Origin of the sequence: Streptomyces sp. NPDC005722 (genome assembly GCF_040630935.1) — a bacterium.
GTDB lineage: Bacteria > Actinomycetota > Actinomycetes > Streptomycetales > Streptomycetaceae > Actinacidiphila.
In genome coordinates this window covers 19020-34689 of sequence record NZ_JBEXYN010000031.1, presented here as the reverse complement: position 1 = coordinate 34689, position 15670 = coordinate 19020, and the positions used below count along the sequence as shown (strand labels likewise).

Genomic DNA, 15670 nt, shown 5'->3' with positions numbered 1-15670 from the left:
TACGAGCGGGGGGTACCCGCCACGTTCCGCCGCCCCGGACGGTGCGTCAAACGGACCGGGGCCGTTCGCCTGAACGGGTGCGCCGGCGGGGTCCTCAGACCCGTGGCGGGGGGAGGGCCTGCTCGGTCCAGATGGTCTTGCCGTCCTCCGCGTACCGCGTCCCCCACAGGTCGGCGAGCTGGGCGATGATGAACAGCCCGCGGCCGCCCTCGTCCACGGTGCGCGCGTGCAGCAGGTGCGGGGCGGCGGGGCTGGCGTCCCGCACCTCGCAGGTCAGCATGCGGTCGTTGATGACGCGCAGCCGCATCGGTGGACTGCCGTAGCGGAGGGCGTTGGTGACCAGTTCGCTGACGATCAGCTCGGTGTTGAAGGCGGTGTCCTCGTCCGCCCCCCACACGGCGAGCCGGTCGCGGACGAGCCTGCGCGCGGTGGCGACCGCCGTGAGGCCGTCGCCGAGCGGCCAGGCGGCGACGCGGTCCTGCGGGAAGGGGTGGGTGCGGGCCAGCAGGAGCATGGGCACGCCCCGGTCGATGCCGACGGGGAGGGTGTACATGATCTCGTCGCAGAGTTCCTGGAGCGGGCGTCCGCGCCCCGGCGGGACGCCCTTGAGCGGGGTGGAACCGCCGGCCAGGTGCAGGGACAGCACCGGGGAGCTGGTGAAGGCCAGGACGCTGCCCTCGGGGATGTCCAGTTCAGCGGCGGCGAACGGCGCGCCGCCGACGGTGCCCAGCCGCGGCCCGTCCGGGATCTCCGCGATCCGCGCGCTGCCGTCCGGCCGTACGATCACCGGCGCCAGGTGCCCGGCGCGGGCCATGGTGCACCGGCGGGTCAGCGGGTCGTACACGGCGTACACGCAGGCCGCGGTGAGCGCCTCCCGGTGCAGCGGGTCGGCCGCCGGCAGGGTGGCGCGCTCGGCGGCGAGGTGGGTCGTGATGTCGTTGAGCCGGGCCAGCAGTTCGTCGGGCCCCAGGTCGAACGCGCTCAGCGAGCGGATCACGGTGCGCAACTGGCCCATGCCGGCGGTGGCGTGGATGCCCTGCCCGGCGACGTCGCCGACGACCAGCGCGGTGCGGGCGCTGGACAGCGGGATGGTGTCGTACCAGGACCCGGCGGCGCTCTCCCGCGCCGTCGACAGGTAGGCGGTCTCCAGCGCGGTGTGCGACACCGGGCGGCGGGGCAGCAGTTGGCGCTGCACCGTCGCGGCGACGGTGTGCTCCCGGGTGTAGCGGCGGGCGTTGTCGACGCACAGGGCGGTGTGGTCGGCCAGTTGCAGGGCGATCTCGACGTCGTCCTCCGTGAAGGGCTCCAGCCGCTCGGTGCGGTAGAGGCTGATCAGCCCGAGCACGGTGCCGCGCAGCGTCAGCGGCACCGTGAGCAGCGTCCGCGCCCCCGAGGCGCGGATCGCCTCGGCGCGGGCGGGGTCGGTGGCCAGCCACGGCAGTCCGGTGTGCAGCCGCAGCACCCGGGGCCGCAGGTCGGACAGCGCCTGGGTGTACGGGGTCGGGTCGGGAAGGCTCCGCACGTCTCCCACCGGGTACGCCTGGGGCTGCCCCGCCCCCGCGCTGCTGCCGAACGCTGCCCGCCGCAGCGGGGTCCCCCGGGGCAGCGGCGACAGCGGCGGGTCGTCACCGCGCACCACGTCGTCGACGACCTCCACCACCACGATGTCGGCGAAGGCCGGCACCAGGGCGCCGACGAGCTCCTCGCAGGTCACCACCACGTCCAGGGTGCGGCCCACCCGGTCGCGCACCCTGTTCAGCACGCGCAGCCGGGCCCGGCCCTTCTCCCGTTCGGTCACGTCGACGACGGCGAGCGCGACGCCGAGGACCGTCCCGTCCGGGTCCTCCAGACGGAAGACGGACACCGCGTAGGAGTGCTCCGCGCCGTTCCCGGTGACCGCGCGTGTCCTGACGACGTCCTCGATCAGGGGCACCCCCGTCTCCAGGACGCGGCGCACGCGTATCTCCACGTCGTCGGGCGAGACGACGGGATAGGCGTCGCGGAAGTAGCGCCCGAGGAGGTCCTCCGGCCGAACCCCGCGCATGGCCGGAGTGCCCATGTTGACGCGGACGACACGCAGCTCCGGGTCGAGGACGTGCAGCCCCACCGGCGACTGGGTGAACAGGGCGCGCAGGATCGCCGCCTCCGCGTCGCCCATGGGGGCGGGTGGGCCGCCGTGCGCCACTGCAACCACCTCCGTCGGCGTGCGCCCGGAGGGGCACCGGACGGACGCCGCCTACGGTCGTCCTCCCAGCTTCGGTGGGAACCACCCGAACCGGCGACCCGGGCGGCCCGGACGCCTGACACGGGCCTCAGGGCTCGGACAGCGGCTGCTCGGCCCAGATGGTCTTCCCGCCCGCGGTGTAGCGGCTGCCCCAGCGGCTGGAGAGCTGGGCGACGAGGAACAGCCCGCGGCCGCCCTCGTCGGACAGCCGGGCGCGGCGCAGCCGGGGCTGGGTCTGGCTCGGGTCGGAGACCTCGCAGACCAGGGTGTCGTCGCGGATCAGGCGCAGGCCGACCGGGGCGCCGCCGTAGCGGATCGCGTTGGTGACCAGCTCGCTGGTGATGAGTTCGGTCGTGAACGACAGGTGCTTGAGGTCCCAGATCTGCAGCTGGCTCTCCACCGCGGTCCTGGCCCGCGCCACGACGGCGGGATCGGCGGGGAACTCCCAGGTGGCGACGGACCCCGGCGGCAGCGGGCGCATACGGGCCACCAGCAGCGTGACGTCGTCGCCGGGCGGCTCGGCGAGGAGTTCCTCCAGGATCGCGCGGCCGGTGCGGGTGGGGGTGCGCGTCCCGGTGGGGTCCGCCGCCAGCACCGAGCACAGCCGCCCCAGCCGTTCCCGCGCGGAGCCGTCGGGGTGCGAGATGAGCGGTTCGTTGAAGAACGCGAGCACGCTCCCCGGGGGCACCGCGAAGCCGACCGGCTCGAAGGGCAGGCTGTCCACGCCCAGCGCGGGCCCGGGCTTGAGCCCGATCACCTGGGCGGGGGCGCCGGGCGCGGCGTACACCGGCGGGGGGTGCCCGGCGCTCGCCATCTCGCAGCGGCCCTCGACGGGGTCGTAGACGCAGTACAGGCAGGTGGCGCCGACCGCGCCGCCGCGCGCGGTGCCGTCCTCCTCCTCGCCGTGCGGCGGGGCGACGTCGCCGAGCCTGACGACGAGGTCGTCCATGTGGGCCAGGAGCTCGCCGGGCGGCAGATCGAGGTCGGCCAGGGTCTGCACCGCCGTGCGCAGCCTCCCCATGGTGGCCGCGGCGTTCAGGCCGTGGCCGGTGACGTCACCGCTGACCAGCGCCAGCCGGCTGGAGGACAGCGGGATCACGTCGAACCAGGCGCCGCCGACCGCCTCGGTCGTGCCCGCCGGCACGTAGCTGCCCGCGGTCAGCACCCCGCTGGTCTCGGTGATCGACGGCGGGAGCAGGCTGCGCTGCAGCGCCTCCACGGTGCGGTGCTCCCGCGTGTAGCGGCGGGCGTTGTCCAGGCCCAGGGAGGCCCGTGAGGCCAGCTCCTCGGCGAGTCCGGCGTCACCCGTGCCGTACGGCGGGAGATCAGCGGTCCGCCACATCATCAGGACGCCGAGCACCAAGCCGCGGGCGATCAGCGGCACGCTGAGGAAGGACGCCGCCGCGTCGGGCAGCAGCAACCGGCTGCGTTCCAGGTCCCCGGCCAGGCCCTCGCGCCAGGAGGTCAGGTCCGACCTGAAGACGGCGGCGCCCCGGCGCAGGTGGTCGCTCTCCAGGCTGCGCAGCCGGAAACCGGCGCCCCGGGGGTGGATCTCGGCGGGCCACGAGCCGTCCGTGGAGGCCACCGCGACCCTGCGGAAGGGGGCGCCGAGCCGGAACTCGCCGGGCTCCTGGCCGATCAGCACGGTGTGGGTCAGGTCCACCGCGGCCAGGTCGGCGAAGCGGTGGGAGACCAGCACGTCCACAAGTTCCTGCGCGACCCTGGCGACGTCCAGGCTGCGGCCGATGCGCTCCGCGGCGGCGTGCATCAACTCCATGCGCTGGCGTGCGGCCTGCTCCTGGGTGACGTCGGTGAAGATGACGGCGACCCCGACGGGCCGGTCGTTCGTGCCGTGCAGCCGGAAGGCGGAGAAGGACGCCACCCGCTTCACGTCGGGCGCCTCCTGGCGCCGGGCACTGTGCACCCAGTCCACGAGCGGCTCCCCGGTCTCGGCGACGTGCCGGAACTGTTCCCGGAGTGCGGCCGCGTCCTTGGGGATCAGCACGTCCTCGATGCGCCAATCCACCGGATCGATGCGTGGGCCGGCCCGAGAGGGCAGGTCGATGCCGGGGACGAGGTTGAAGCGGGTGGTCTCCAGCGTCAGGTCGTGGATCGCGAGGCCCACGTGCCGCTGCAGGAAGAGGGCCCTGATCAAGGCCTCGTCCTCCTTGCGGCGTTCGGCCACCGCGCGGGGCGTGGCGGTCACCAGCAGGCCCCCGGCCGGGCCGCCGCCCGCGGCCGTCGCCTGCACCCGCAGCCGCACGGGGACCGCCGTGCCGTCGCCGTGCCGCAGTTCGGCGTCGCACTCCGTCTCGGCGACGCCCGCGGCGGGGAGGTGCCGGGCCCACGCCTCGGGCGTCACCAGGAGTGCGGCCACCGGGCGCCCGCACACCGTGTCGGGGGACCGTCCGGTCAGCCCGCGCACCGACCCGGTGCACATGAGGACGTCACCGTGCCCGTCGACGACGAACAGGGCGCAGCTGCCGTCGTGCGGCGAGCCGCGGTGGTCCAGGTCGTTGTGTGCAGTCACCCGGTCGTCCGATGTCGTGGGGCCCCCTCCCATTCAACCCCCCGGTGGGCCCGCGCGCGCATCGTCACGACGGGGGTGCGCCGGGGGCCGGATCTCCCCGCCCCCGCGTTTTCCGGCGCATGGGGTGCCGGATGCGCCGGGGCCGTCAACTCCCGGCGGCTCGTGACCCGTACCGGGGGGCGCGTGGTCGCACGCCAGGGTGCTCCCTGCGCACTTCTGTGTGCAGAGCGCTTACGGAGGCCTACTGTGCGCACATGCCAGCAACCCCGCTAGAACGCGCCGAGCATTTCGTGTGGTTGACCGCACGCGTGCTCGAGCAGCGCAGGTTCGCGTACCACTTCCGGAACGGCCCGGCGGACGCGGTGGAGACCGCGCTGTCCGCGTACCGCAACGCCGACGACGGCTACGGCCACGCCCTCGACCCCGATCTGCGCGGGACGGTCAGCCAGCCCCTGCACGTGGCCCACGCGCTGCGCGTGCTCGACGAGATCGGCAGGTGCGCCGGTCAGCGCGCCGAGCGGATCTGCCGCTACGTGACGGCCGTCTCGACCCCGGAGGGCGCCCTGCCCGCGCTCCACACCTCGCTGCGCGGCTTCCCGGTCGCCCCCTGGCTGCCGGTGGTGGACAGCCCGCCCGGCGACCTGCTGGCCACCGGGCCCGTCGTGGGCGCCCTGCACCGCAACGAGGTGTGGCACGCCTGGCTGTTCCGGGCCACGGACTTCTGCTGGGCGGCGATCGAGACGCTCGACAAGACGCATCCCGGCGAGGCCGTGGCCGCGATGGCGTTCCTGGACCACGCGCCCGACCGCGCGCGGGCCCGGGAGGCCGCGGCACGGCTGGGGCGGATCGTGCGCGAGCAGCGGCTCGTCGTGCTGGACCCCGGGCGGTACGGGGAGCGGACGCCGCCGTCCGAGTCCCCCGACGGCGAGCACCGCTTCGCGTACGACTACGCGCGCACCCCGGACTCCCCGGCGCGGGAGTGGTTCACGGACGCCGAGATGGACCGCGCGCTGGACTTCCTGGCGGACACGCAGCGGGACGACGGCGGCTGGCCCGCCCGCCGGCCCGCGTGGGCCCCCGGGACGCTGCTGGAGTGGCGGCCCCTCGTCACCCTCGACGCGCTGCTCACCCTGCGGGCGTACGGGCGCCTGGCCTGACGCCGCTCACCCGGCGGCGTCGCGCAGCAGCAGCGCGGCCAGCGCCAGGGCCGTACCGTGCGGCGCGGCGAGGTCGAGCCCGGTGAGTTCGCAGATCCGGGCGAGCCGGTTGTCGACGGTGTTGGGGTGCAGCCCCAACTGCCGGGCGGTGCTGCGGCGTTCCTGTCGGCTGCCGAGGTAGGTCCGCAGCGTCTCGACCAGGTCCTGGCGGTCCGCGATCGGGTCGAGCAGGGCGGCTATGCGCCCGCTGCTCTCGTCGCGCCGGGACAGGTGGTACTCCAGCAGCACGTCGTCGAGCCGGTGCAGCGCCGGCGGCAGCCCGCCCGCGCGGGCCACCCGCAGCACCTCCGAGGCCGTGCGGGCCGCGCCGGGGATGTCCGCCGGCCGGTCGGCCGTCACGGCGGCCAGCCGTACGTCCGGGGAGCAGGCGCGGCGCAACGGGGCGAGCAGCGCTTCGTCGCCGCCCGGCGGCGTCCGGTGGCCGGGGACGACGGCGTGGCCGCCGGTGTCGTCGAGCAGGGCCGGGACCTCGGTGCCGAAGGCGCGGTCGAGCGCGGCCTGGGCGCGGCGGGGCCTGCGGTGCGCGGCGCCCGGGGGACGGCCGGCGCTGTCCTCGGGCGGGAAGTGGAGGGCCAGCACCAGGGCGCCGTCCGCCAGGCCCAGCCGTCCGGCGGGGAACCGTTCCGGCGGCAGGGTGCCGTCGAGCAGCGCCCGCACCAGGGCGCGGCGTTCCTCGCGGCGTTCGGCGGCGAGCGTGCTCTGCTCGTCCAGGTACGTCTCGGAGACGGCGCCGACGATGCCCTCCTGGAGGCCGATGAGGAGGTCGGCGAGTTCGGCGAGCGCGGCCTCCTCGCCCGGCCGGGCCACCTCGCGCAGCGCCCGCCACAGCACCGCGGTGCCGCGCAGGTGGCTGCGCAGCACCAAGTGCAGGGGCAGCCCTTCCTCGGCGCGCTGCGCGGCGCGTTCCCTGAAGCGGTCGAAGTCGCCCCGCTCCGGCCGTTCCGCGGGGGTGCCGTGGACGACCCGGCGCAGGAAGAGCCGCAGGCCGTGGCGTGCGGTGGCGGCGAGTTCCCCGTCCTTGACGTCGGCCGGCAGCTCGGCGTAGCCGGGGAGGTCGGCGAAGGCACGCGTCGTCATGGAGCGGGCGATCTCGTTCACCTTGTGCTCGCAGCGCGCCGCCAGGGCCCGGGCCGCCTCGGAGAGGACCGGCAGGGCGTCGGCCGCCATCGTCCCACCCCCCACTTGCCGCATGTGTTGTGACGGGTCACATTAACCCGTCACCCGGTGACGGTCCGCAGCGCTCCGGTCACCACGACGGCCACGGCGACGACCACCAGGAACGGTGCGCGCAGCAGCAGGGCGACGCCCGCCGCGGCCAGGCCCGCGGCGCGCGCGTCGAGCACCAGGGCGCGGCCGTCCCCGAAGGTCTGCAATGCGGTGAGGGCGGCCAGCAGGGCGATGGGCAGCAGCGCCGCGAGCCTGCGTACGACGGGACGCTCCAGGAAGCCGGCGGGGACGGACAGACCCAGCAGCTTGACGGCGTAGCAGCCCAGGGCCGTGACGCCCACGGCGATCCACGTGCTCAACGGTCGGCCTCCTTGCGGCGGGTCACGGTCAGGACGAGGGGCGCGGCCAGGGCCGCGACCAGGACGGGCACCCCAGCGGGCAGCAGGGGCAGGCACAGCAGGGCGAGCGGCACGGCGAGCGCCGCCGTGGCCCGCTCGCGGCGGCCGCGCAGCATCGGCGCGAACAGCGCGAGGAAGACCGCGGGTCCGGCCGCGTCCAGCCCCCAGTCCGCCGGGTCGCCCAGCGCGGCGGCGCCCAGCGCGCCCAGGAACGTGGTCAGGTTCCACAGCACGTAGAGGCTGGCGCCGGTGACCGTGAAGCCCAGGCGGGCGCTCGCCCGGTCGGGCTGCGCCAGGGCCACGGCGGAGGTCTCGTCGATCACCCATTGCGCCGCCAGGGGCCGCACGGCGCGCGGCAGGCGCAGCAGCCCGGACAGCCGCAGCCCGTAGAAGGCGTTGCGCACCCCCAGGAAGAGCGCCCCGGCCGCGGCCGCCAGGGGGCTGCCGCCCGCGCCCAGGGCGCCCACGAGCGCGAACTGGGAGGCGCCGGTGAACACCAGCAGGCTGAGCGCGCAGGTCTGCAGAAGGCTCAGCCCGGCCCCGGCCGAGGTCACCCCGAAGGCGAAGCCGGACAGGCCGACGGCCACGCCCACGCCCAGGGCGTCGCGGACCACCGCGGAACGCGGTCTGGCGGAGGACGGTGGATGCTGCTGCCGGTGCTCTCCGGCTTCCAGGGGTGCTGCGGTCACCCGTCCGACGCTAGGCCGCGCCCTCGGCGCCGTCTTGTACGTTCTTGCGCTCCCGCTGATATGCGCCCGGCGGCACCCCCACGATCCGCGTGAAGTGGCGGTTCAGATGGGGCTGGTCGGTGAAGCCCACGGCCACCGCGGCCTCGGCCGGAGCCGTCCCGTCGTCCAGCAGGCGCCGGGCGCGGCGCACCCGGGCGTCGGTGAGCCAGGCGTGCGGCGGCATGCCGTACAGGTCGCGGAAGCCGCGCAGCAGCGCGAAGGGGCTGGTGCCGAGCCCGGCCGCGAGCTCGGCCAGCGGCGGTGGGTCGGTGAGGCGCGCCTCCAGGATCTGCCGGGCGCGCTCGGCGTTGCGGGCGCCCGCGGTGAGCGGGACGCGCTCCGGCAGCGCTCCCCCGTGGCCGCACAGCAGCCGCGCGATGGCGAGCCGCATCATGGTGTCGGCGGCGAGCGCGTTGCCCTGGTCGGTGGCCCGCAGCACCTGGGTGACCAGGTGCACGGCGTACGGGTCCTCGGCGACGGCCACGGCGAAGCCCGCCGTCCCGCGGATCGCCGTCGTCTCCGCCGCGACGGAGGCGACGACGTCCGCCCCCGGGTAGAGCACGCTGTACGTCCACCCCTCGGGCACCCCGGCGTGCCCGGTGTGCGCGGTGTCGGGGTTGATCAGCGCCAGCGCCCCCGGTCCCGCCCGCTCGATCCTGCCGTGGTGGTGGAAGGCCTCGACGCCCCTGGTGATGCCGGCGATCACGAAGGACTCGTGGGTGTGCCGGACGAAGGTCTTGCGCACGTAGCGCGCCCGCAGGAGGTCGACGTCCGGCAACCCCGGATGCCTCCAGAACCGCGCCCGCTCGTCCGACCCCATCGCACCATTCTGCGCCGTCCCCCGCCCGTCCCTCCGGTCCCCGCCCGGAAAGCCGGTGCCGGCACGGAGTGGGGGCGGTTTGTCAGTGCGGCGAGGCAGGATGGATGGCATGTCGCGACGGAGCACCGGAGGCACCCCGCGGGAGCAGGATCCCGCGGCGGCCCTCGACGCGTTCGCCCCCGCCACGCGTGCGTGGTTCACGGGGGCCTTCAACGCGCCCACCGCCGCCCAGGCGGGGGCATGGCGGGCGATCGCCGGCGGGTCGGACGTGCTCGTGGTGGCCCCCACCGGCTCCGGGAAGACGCTCGCGGCGTTCCTCGCCGCCCTGGACCGGCTGGCGTCGACGCCACCGCCCGCCGAGGCCAAGCGCCGCTGCCGCGTGCTGTACGTGTCGCCGCTGAAGGCCCTCGCCGTCGACGTCGAGCGGAACCTGCGCAGCCCGCTGACCGGTCTGCGGCACGAGTCCGTACGGCTGGGGCTGCCGGAGCCGGAGGTGCGGGTGGGGATCCGCTCAGGCGACACCCCGGCCGCCGAGCGGCGCGCGCTCGCGACCCGGCCGCCGGACATCCTGATCACGACCCCCGAGTCGCTGTTCCTGATGCTGACCTCCTCGACGAGGGAGTCGTTGCGCGGCGTCGAGACCGTGATCCTGGACGAGGTGCACGCCGTCGCCGGGACGAAGCGGGGCGCGCATCTGGCGCTGTCGCTGGAGCGGCTGGACGAGCTGCTGGAGCGCCCCGCGCGGCGGATCGGCCTGTCGGCGACGGTCCGCCCGGTGGACGAGGTGGCGCGCTTCCTGTCGCCGCAGCGCAAGGTGACGGTCGTCCAGCCGCCGTCGCAGAAGGAGTTCGACCTGTCGGTCGTCGTCCCCGTCGAGGACCTGGGCGAGCTCGGCGGCTCGCCTGCCACCGAGGGCGACGACCCGCGGCCGTCGATCTGGCCGCACGTCGAGGAGCGCATCGCCGACCTGGTGCAGGACCACCGCTCCACCATCGTCTTCGCCAACTCGCGCCGCCTGGCCGAGCGGTTGTGCAACCGGCTCAACGAGATCGCGTACGAGCGGGCCACCGGCGAGCCCCTGCCCGAGGGGGCGCCGCCCGCGGAGATCATGGCGCAGTCCGGTGCGGCGCAGGGGGCGCCGCCGGTGCTGGCCAGGGCACACCACGGCTCGGTCTCCAAGGAGCAGCGCGCCCTGGTCGAGGAGGACCTCAAGGCCGGGCGGCTGCCGGCCGTCGTCGCCACGTCCAGCCTGGAGCTGGGCATCGACATGGGTGCGGTCGACCTGGTCGTGCAGGTGGAGTCGCCGCCGTCGGTGGCGTCCGGGCTGCAACGGGTGGGCCGGGCCGGGCATCAGGTGGGGGCGGTCTCGACGGGCGTGGTCTTCCCCAAGTACCGCGGCGACCTGGTGCAGTCGGCGGTCGTCACGGAGCGGATGCGGGAGGGCGCGATCGAGGCGCTGCGCGTCCCGGCCAACCCCCTGGACGTTCTTGCGCAGCAACTGGTCGCGATGACGGCGCTGGACACGTGGGACGTCGACGAACTGCTGGCGGTGGTGCGCCGGGCCGCGCCCTTCGCGGCGCTGCCGCACTCGGCGTTCACCGCGGTGCTGGACATGCTGGCCGGGCGCTACCCGTCCGACGCCTTCGCCGAGCTGCGCCCACGCGTGGTGTGGGACCGGGTGGCGAACACCGTGACGGGCCGGCCGGGCGCGCAGCGTCTGGCGGTCACCTCGGGCGGCACGATCCCCGACCGCGGGCTGTTCGGGGTGTTCCTGGCCGGCGCCGACCCGAAGAAGGGCGGCGGCCGGGTCGGCGAGCTGGACGAGGAGATGGTCTACGAGTCCCGGGTGGGCGACGTCTTCACCCTGGGCACGACCTCGTGGCGGATCGAGGACATCACCCGCGACCGGGTGCTGGTCTCGCCCGCCCCGGGCGTGCCGGGGCGGCTGCCGTTCTGGAAGGGCGACCAGCTCGGCCGTCCGCTGGAGCTGGGCCGCGCGCTCGGCGCCTTCCTGCGCGAGGTCGCCGCCCTGGCGCCGGAGAAGGGCCGGGCACGGCTGGCCGCGGCGGGCCTCGACCCGTGGGCGGTCGACAATGTGCTGGCCTACCTGGAGGAACAGCGCAAGGCCTGCGGCCACGTACCCGACGACCGCACCATCGTGGTGGAGCGCTTCCGCGACGAGCTGGGCGACTGGCGGGTGGTCGTCCACTCCCCCTTCGGCGCCCAGGTCCACGCCCCGTGGGCGCTCGCGCTGGGCGCCCGGCTCGGCGAGCGGTACGGCTTCGACGCGCAGGTGATGCACGCCGACGACGGCATCGTGCTGCGCCTGCCGGACGCGGACCTGATGGGCCTTGACCTGCTGGACGTGGACCCGGCCCGGCAGGGCGCCGAGTACGACACGGAGCAGTCACCGGTCGGTGCCGCGGACGTCGCCTTCGACAAGGGCGAGGTGGAGCAGCTGGTCACCGACCAGGTCGGCGGTTCCGCGCTGTTCGCGTCCCGCTTCCGGGAGTGCGCGGCCCGGGCGCTGCTGCTGCCCCGCCGCGACCCGGGCCGGCGCACCCCGCTGTGGCAGCAGCGCCAGCGGGCCGCCCAGCTGCTCCAGGTGGCCTCGGAGTTCGGTTCGTTCCCGATCGTGCTGGAGGCCGTCCGCGAGTGCCTGCAGGACGTCTTCGACGTCCCCGGGCTGGTCGAGCTGATGGGCGACATCGAGTCCCGCAAGGTGCGGCTGGTCGAGGTGACGACGCCCGAGCCGTCGCCGTTCGCCAAGTCGCTGCTCTTCGGCTACGTCGCGCAGTTCCTGTACGAGGGCGACTCGCCGCTGGCCGAGCGGCGCGCCGCGGCGCTCTCGCTGGACTCCCGGCTGCTCGCGGAGCTGCTGGGCCAGGCCGAGCTGCGCGAACTGCTCGACGCCGACGTCATGGTGGAGCTGGAGAGCGAGCTGCAGTGGCTCACCGAGGACCGGCGGATCAAGGGCCCCGAGGGCGTCGCCGACCTGCTGCGGGTGCTCGGCCCGCTGGACGACGCCGAGCTGGCGGCGCGCGGAGCGGAGCCGGGCTGGGCGGCCGGGCTGGAGGGCGCGCGCCGGGCGATCAGGGTCCGTGTCGCGGGCGCCGACCGCTGGGCCGCCGTGGAGGACGCCGGGCGGCTGCGGGACGCGCTCGGCACCGCGCTGCCCGTCGGGGTGCCGGAGGCCTTCACCGAGCCCGTCAAGGACCCCCTGGCGGATCTGCTGGCCCGCTACGCCCGTACCCACGGCCCGTTCACCTCGGCCGAGGCCGCCCACCGCTTCGGTCTGGGCACCGCCGTCGCCGACGGCACCCTGCACCGGCTCGCCGCGTCCGGCCGGGTCGTCCAGGGTGAGTTCCGGCCGGGCGGCGCGGGCCACGAGTGGTGCGACGCCGGCGTGCTGCGGCGGCTGCGGCGGCGCTCGCTGGCGGCGCTGCGGCACGAACTGGAACCCGTGCCGCCGACCACCCTGGCCACCTTCCTGCCGCAGTGGCAGCACGTGGGCACGCACGGCCTGCGCGGCGTCGACGGCCTGGTGCGGGCCGTGGAGCAGCTCCAGGGCGCCGCGGTGCCCGCCTCGGCCCTGGAGAAGCTCGTCCTGCCGGCCCGCGTGGCGGACTACACCCCGGCGATGCTGGACGAGCTCACCTCGGCGGGCGAGATCGTGTGGGCCGGGGCCGGCGCCCTGCAGGGCAAGGACGGCTGGCTGGCGCTGTACCTCGCCGACACCGCCCCCCTGCTGCTGCCCCAGCCGCAGCCCCTGGAGCTCTCCCCGGTGCACCACGCCGTCCTGGACGGGCTCTCCGGCGGCTACGGACTGTTCTTCCGGCAGCTCTCCGAACAGGTCCGCGCCGCCGGGCACGAGCTGTCCGATCCGGAACTCGCCGAGGTGGTCTGGGAACTGGCCTGGTCGGGCCGGCTGACCAACGACACCCTCGCGCCGCTGCGCGCCCTGCTCGGCTCCGGCCGTACGGCGGGCTCCACCGCGCACCGGGCGCCGCGCGCGGTGCCCCGCGGCCGCTACGGCGCCTTCACGGCCCGTACCGGCCGCCCCGCGCCCCGGGTGACGGCCTCCCGGGGCGGCCCGCCGACGACCGCCGGTCGCTGGTCCCTGGTGCCGGCCGTGGAGTCCGACGCGACGCACCGGGCGCACGCGCTCACCCACACCCTGCTCGACCGGCACGGCGTCGTCACCCGGGGCGCGGTGGCCGCCGAGGGCGTGGAGGGCGGCTTCTCGGCCGCGTACCGTGTGCTGTCGGCCTTCGAGGAGACCGGCCAGGCACGCCGCGGCTACGTCGTGGAGGGTCTGGGCGCGGCCCAGTTCGCGATGGACGGGGCCGTGGACCGCCTGCGGGCCATCAGCAACGCGCGGGAGCGCGAGGACGCGCGGCACGACAAGTCCCGCACCGTGGTGCTGGCCGCCGCCGATCCGGCCAACGCCTACGGTGCCGCCCTGCCCTGGCCCGAGCAGCCCGCGGGGGTGACCCACCGGCCGGGACGCAAGGCGGGGGCCCTGGTCGTCCTGGTCGACGGGGAGCTCACGCTGTACGTGGAGCGCGGCGGCAAGACGCTGCTGGCCTGGCCAGGCCCGTCCGGGGCGGAGGGCGACGGAGGGGGAGGCGGCGGCGCGGACGCGGAGCGGTTGCAGGCGGCCGCCGACGCGCTCGCCCTGGCCGTACGGGACGGCGCGCTCGGCCGGCTCACGGTGGAGCGCACCAACGGCGAGTCCGCTCTCACCTCGGTGCTCGGCCGCGCCCTGGAGGCGGCCGGCTTCCACGCGACACCCCGCGGCCTGCGGCTGCGGGCCTGACCGGGAACCACAGACAGGAACAGGGGGATCCGTGCCCGAGGGCGACACGATCTGGCTGGCCGCGCACCGGCTGCACTGGGCGCTGGCGGGGCACGTGCTGCTCCGGGCCGATCTGCGCGTGCCGCGCCTGGCGACGGCCGACCTGTCGGGACGCCGTGTGGAGGAGGTCGTGGCCCGCGGCAAGCACCTGCTGATCCGGGTCGAGGGCGGGCTGAGCCTCCACTCGCACCTGCGCATGGACGGTTCCTGGCAGTTGTACGCACCCGGTGAGCGCTGGCGGGGCGGCCCCGACCACCAGGTCAGGGCGGTCCTCGCCAACGCCGAGCGGGTCGCGGTCGGTTACCGGCTGCCCGTCCTGGAGCTGCTGCGCACCACCGAGGAGGACCGGGCGGTCGGTCATCTCGGCCCGGATCTGCTCGGCCCGGACTGGGATCCGCGGGAGGCGCTGCGCCGGCTGACCGCCGACCCGGCGCGGCCGGTCGGGGACGCGCTGCTGGACCAGCGCAATCTCGCCGGCATAGGCAACGTCTACAAGTGCGAGTTGTGCTTCCTGCGCGGCGTCACGCCCTGGATGCCGGTCGGCGAGGTCGCCGAGCCCGAGCGGCTGGTCGAGCTCGCCAGGAAACTGCTGCAGGCCAACAAGACCCGGCACGGCCACATCACCACCGGCGACACCCGGCGCGGCCGGACGCACTGGGTGTACGGCCGCGGCCGGCACGAGTGCCTGCGCTGTGGGACGGCGATCCGCGTCGCCGAACTGGGGCCGACCGGCCAGACCCGGGTGACGTACTGGTGCCCGCGCTGCCAACGCGGTCCCGCACCCGCGCCCGCGGCCGCCCCGGGGTCGCGGTCATACTGATTGACGGACCGTCAGATCCGGTCGTACCGTCGCCGCATGACCGTTCCGGCGTACGACCTCACCGGGCGCACCGCCCTGGTCACCGGCGCCGCCGGCGGGATCGGCAGGGCCTCGGCGCTGCTGCTGGCCCAGGCCGGGGCCACCGTCGTCTGCGCGGACGTGGACGGGCCCGGCGTCCGGGCCACCGCCGAGCTGGCCGTGAAGGCCGGCGGCGCGGCGGAGGCCCGCACCGTGGACGTCACCGACCGCGCGCAGGTGGCGGAGGCCGTCGAGGCCACCGTGGCCGCCCACGGCCGGCTGGACGTACTGGCGGCCATCGCCGGCGTCATGCACTCCAGCACCGTCCTGGAGACCGACGACGCCGACCTGGACCGGGTGCTGTCGGTGAACTTCAAGGGGGTGCTGCACTGCGCCCGCGAGGCCGCCCGCCCGATGGCCGAGCGCGGTGCCGGCAGCATCGTCACCATGGCCTCCGGCGCCATCGACACCGGCGCCCGCGGGCTGCTCTGCTACAGCGTCTCCAAGGCCGCCGTCGTCCAGCTCACCCGGACCCTGGCCACGGAGCTGGGGCCCCGCGGGGTCCGGGCCAACGCCGTGGCGCCCGGCTTCGTCCGCACGCCGATGACGAGCCACTACGGCACCGGCCCGGACGGCCGCTTCGACGAGCGCGCCCAGGCCCGGGCCGAGGAGGCGCTGGTGCGCGCCGCGCCCCTGGGCCGCGTGGGCGACCCGCTGGACGTGGCGCACACCGTGCTTTTCCTGGCCTCCGACGCCTCAGCCTTCACGACCGGCCAGATCCTGCGCCCCAACGGGGGCGTCGTCATGCCCTGGTAGTGACTGACTTCGGGGTCCTGGGAGTCTTCCCGGCAGACCTCCCGGCACCGGGCCCTCAACCTCACGGACGGCCG

10 protein-coding genes are annotated in these 15670 nt (G+C 75.7%); 4 read left to right on the top strand and 6 right to left on the bottom strand.

Features of this window, described 5'->3' with window-relative positions:
• Nucleotides 1–94: 94 nt before the first annotated feature.
• Nucleotides 95–2185 (bottom strand): SpoIIE family protein phosphatase, encoded by a 2091-nt coding sequence (locus ABZ479_RS29170; RefSeq protein ID WP_500464336.1) that lies wholly within the window; start codon nucleotides 2183–2185, stop codon nucleotides 95–97.
• Between the two features lie 127 nt (nucleotides 2186–2312).
• Complete coding sequence (locus ABZ479_RS29165; RefSeq protein WP_500464335.1) at nucleotides 2313–4754, bottom strand: ATP-binding SpoIIE family protein phosphatase; 2442 nt, start codon at nucleotides 4752–4754, stop codon at nucleotides 2313–2315.
• Nucleotides 4755–5008: 254 nt separating this feature from the next.
• Between ABZ479_RS29165 and ABZ479_RS29160 the strand changes: the two genes are divergently transcribed.
• On the top strand, nucleotides 5009–5911 hold the full coding sequence (locus tag ABZ479_RS29160; protein ID WP_499601967.1) for a hypothetical protein: 903 nt from the start codon (nucleotides 5009–5011) through the stop codon (nucleotides 5909–5911).
• A 6-nt stretch (nucleotides 5912–5917) separates the two neighbouring features.
• Here the strand turns inward: ABZ479_RS29160 and ABZ479_RS29155 are convergent, their stop codons facing one another.
• The 4 genes from ABZ479_RS29155 to ABZ479_RS29140 are packed head-to-tail and all read right to left on the bottom strand — an operon-like array spanning nucleotide 5918 to nucleotide 9084.
• Complete coding sequence (locus ABZ479_RS29155) at nucleotides 5918–7138, bottom strand: PucR family transcriptional regulator (RefSeq protein ID WP_500464334.1); 1221 nt, start codon at nucleotides 7136–7138, stop codon at nucleotides 5918–5920.
• Nucleotides 7139–7188: 50 nt separating this feature from the next.
• Nucleotides 7189–7497: an AzlD domain-containing protein gene (locus tag ABZ479_RS29150; RefSeq protein ID WP_499601969.1), complete on the bottom strand. Its 309-nt coding sequence runs from the start codon at nucleotides 7495–7497 to the stop codon at nucleotides 7189–7191.
• Nucleotides 7494–8210, bottom strand: coding sequence for an AzlC family ABC transporter permease (locus tag ABZ479_RS29145; protein ID WP_500464380.1), 717 nt, complete (start codon nucleotides 8208–8210; stop codon nucleotides 7494–7496). The genes ABZ479_RS29150 and ABZ479_RS29145 overlap by 4 nt, the downstream gene beginning before the upstream one ends.
• 25 nt (nucleotides 8211–8235) lie before the next feature.
• The gene (locus ABZ479_RS29140; protein ID WP_500464333.1) at nucleotides 8236–9084 is read right to left on the bottom strand and encodes an AraC family transcriptional regulator; all 849 of its coding nucleotides are present in this window, start codon (nucleotides 9082–9084) and stop codon (nucleotides 8236–8238) included.
• Between the two features lie 109 nt (nucleotides 9085–9193).
• Between ABZ479_RS29140 and ABZ479_RS29135 the strand changes: the two genes are divergently transcribed.
• The 3 genes from ABZ479_RS29135 to ABZ479_RS29125 are packed head-to-tail and all read left to right on the top strand — an operon-like array spanning nucleotide 9194 to nucleotide 15596.
• Nucleotides 9194–13903: an ATP-dependent helicase gene (locus ABZ479_RS29135; RefSeq protein ID WP_500464332.1), complete on the top strand. Its 4710-nt coding sequence runs from the start codon at nucleotides 9194–9196 to the stop codon at nucleotides 13901–13903.
• A 31-nt stretch (nucleotides 13904–13934) separates the two neighbouring features.
• Nucleotides 13935–14762: a DNA-formamidopyrimidine glycosylase family protein gene (locus ABZ479_RS29130; RefSeq protein ID WP_500464331.1), complete on the top strand. Its 828-nt coding sequence runs from the start codon at nucleotides 13935–13937 to the stop codon at nucleotides 14760–14762.
• Between the two features lie 36 nt (nucleotides 14763–14798).
• Nucleotides 14799–15596: an SDR family NAD(P)-dependent oxidoreductase gene (locus tag ABZ479_RS29125; RefSeq protein ID WP_500464330.1), complete on the top strand. Its 798-nt coding sequence runs from the start codon at nucleotides 14799–14801 to the stop codon at nucleotides 15594–15596.
• The last annotated feature ends 74 nt before the right edge of the window (nucleotides 15597–15670 follow it).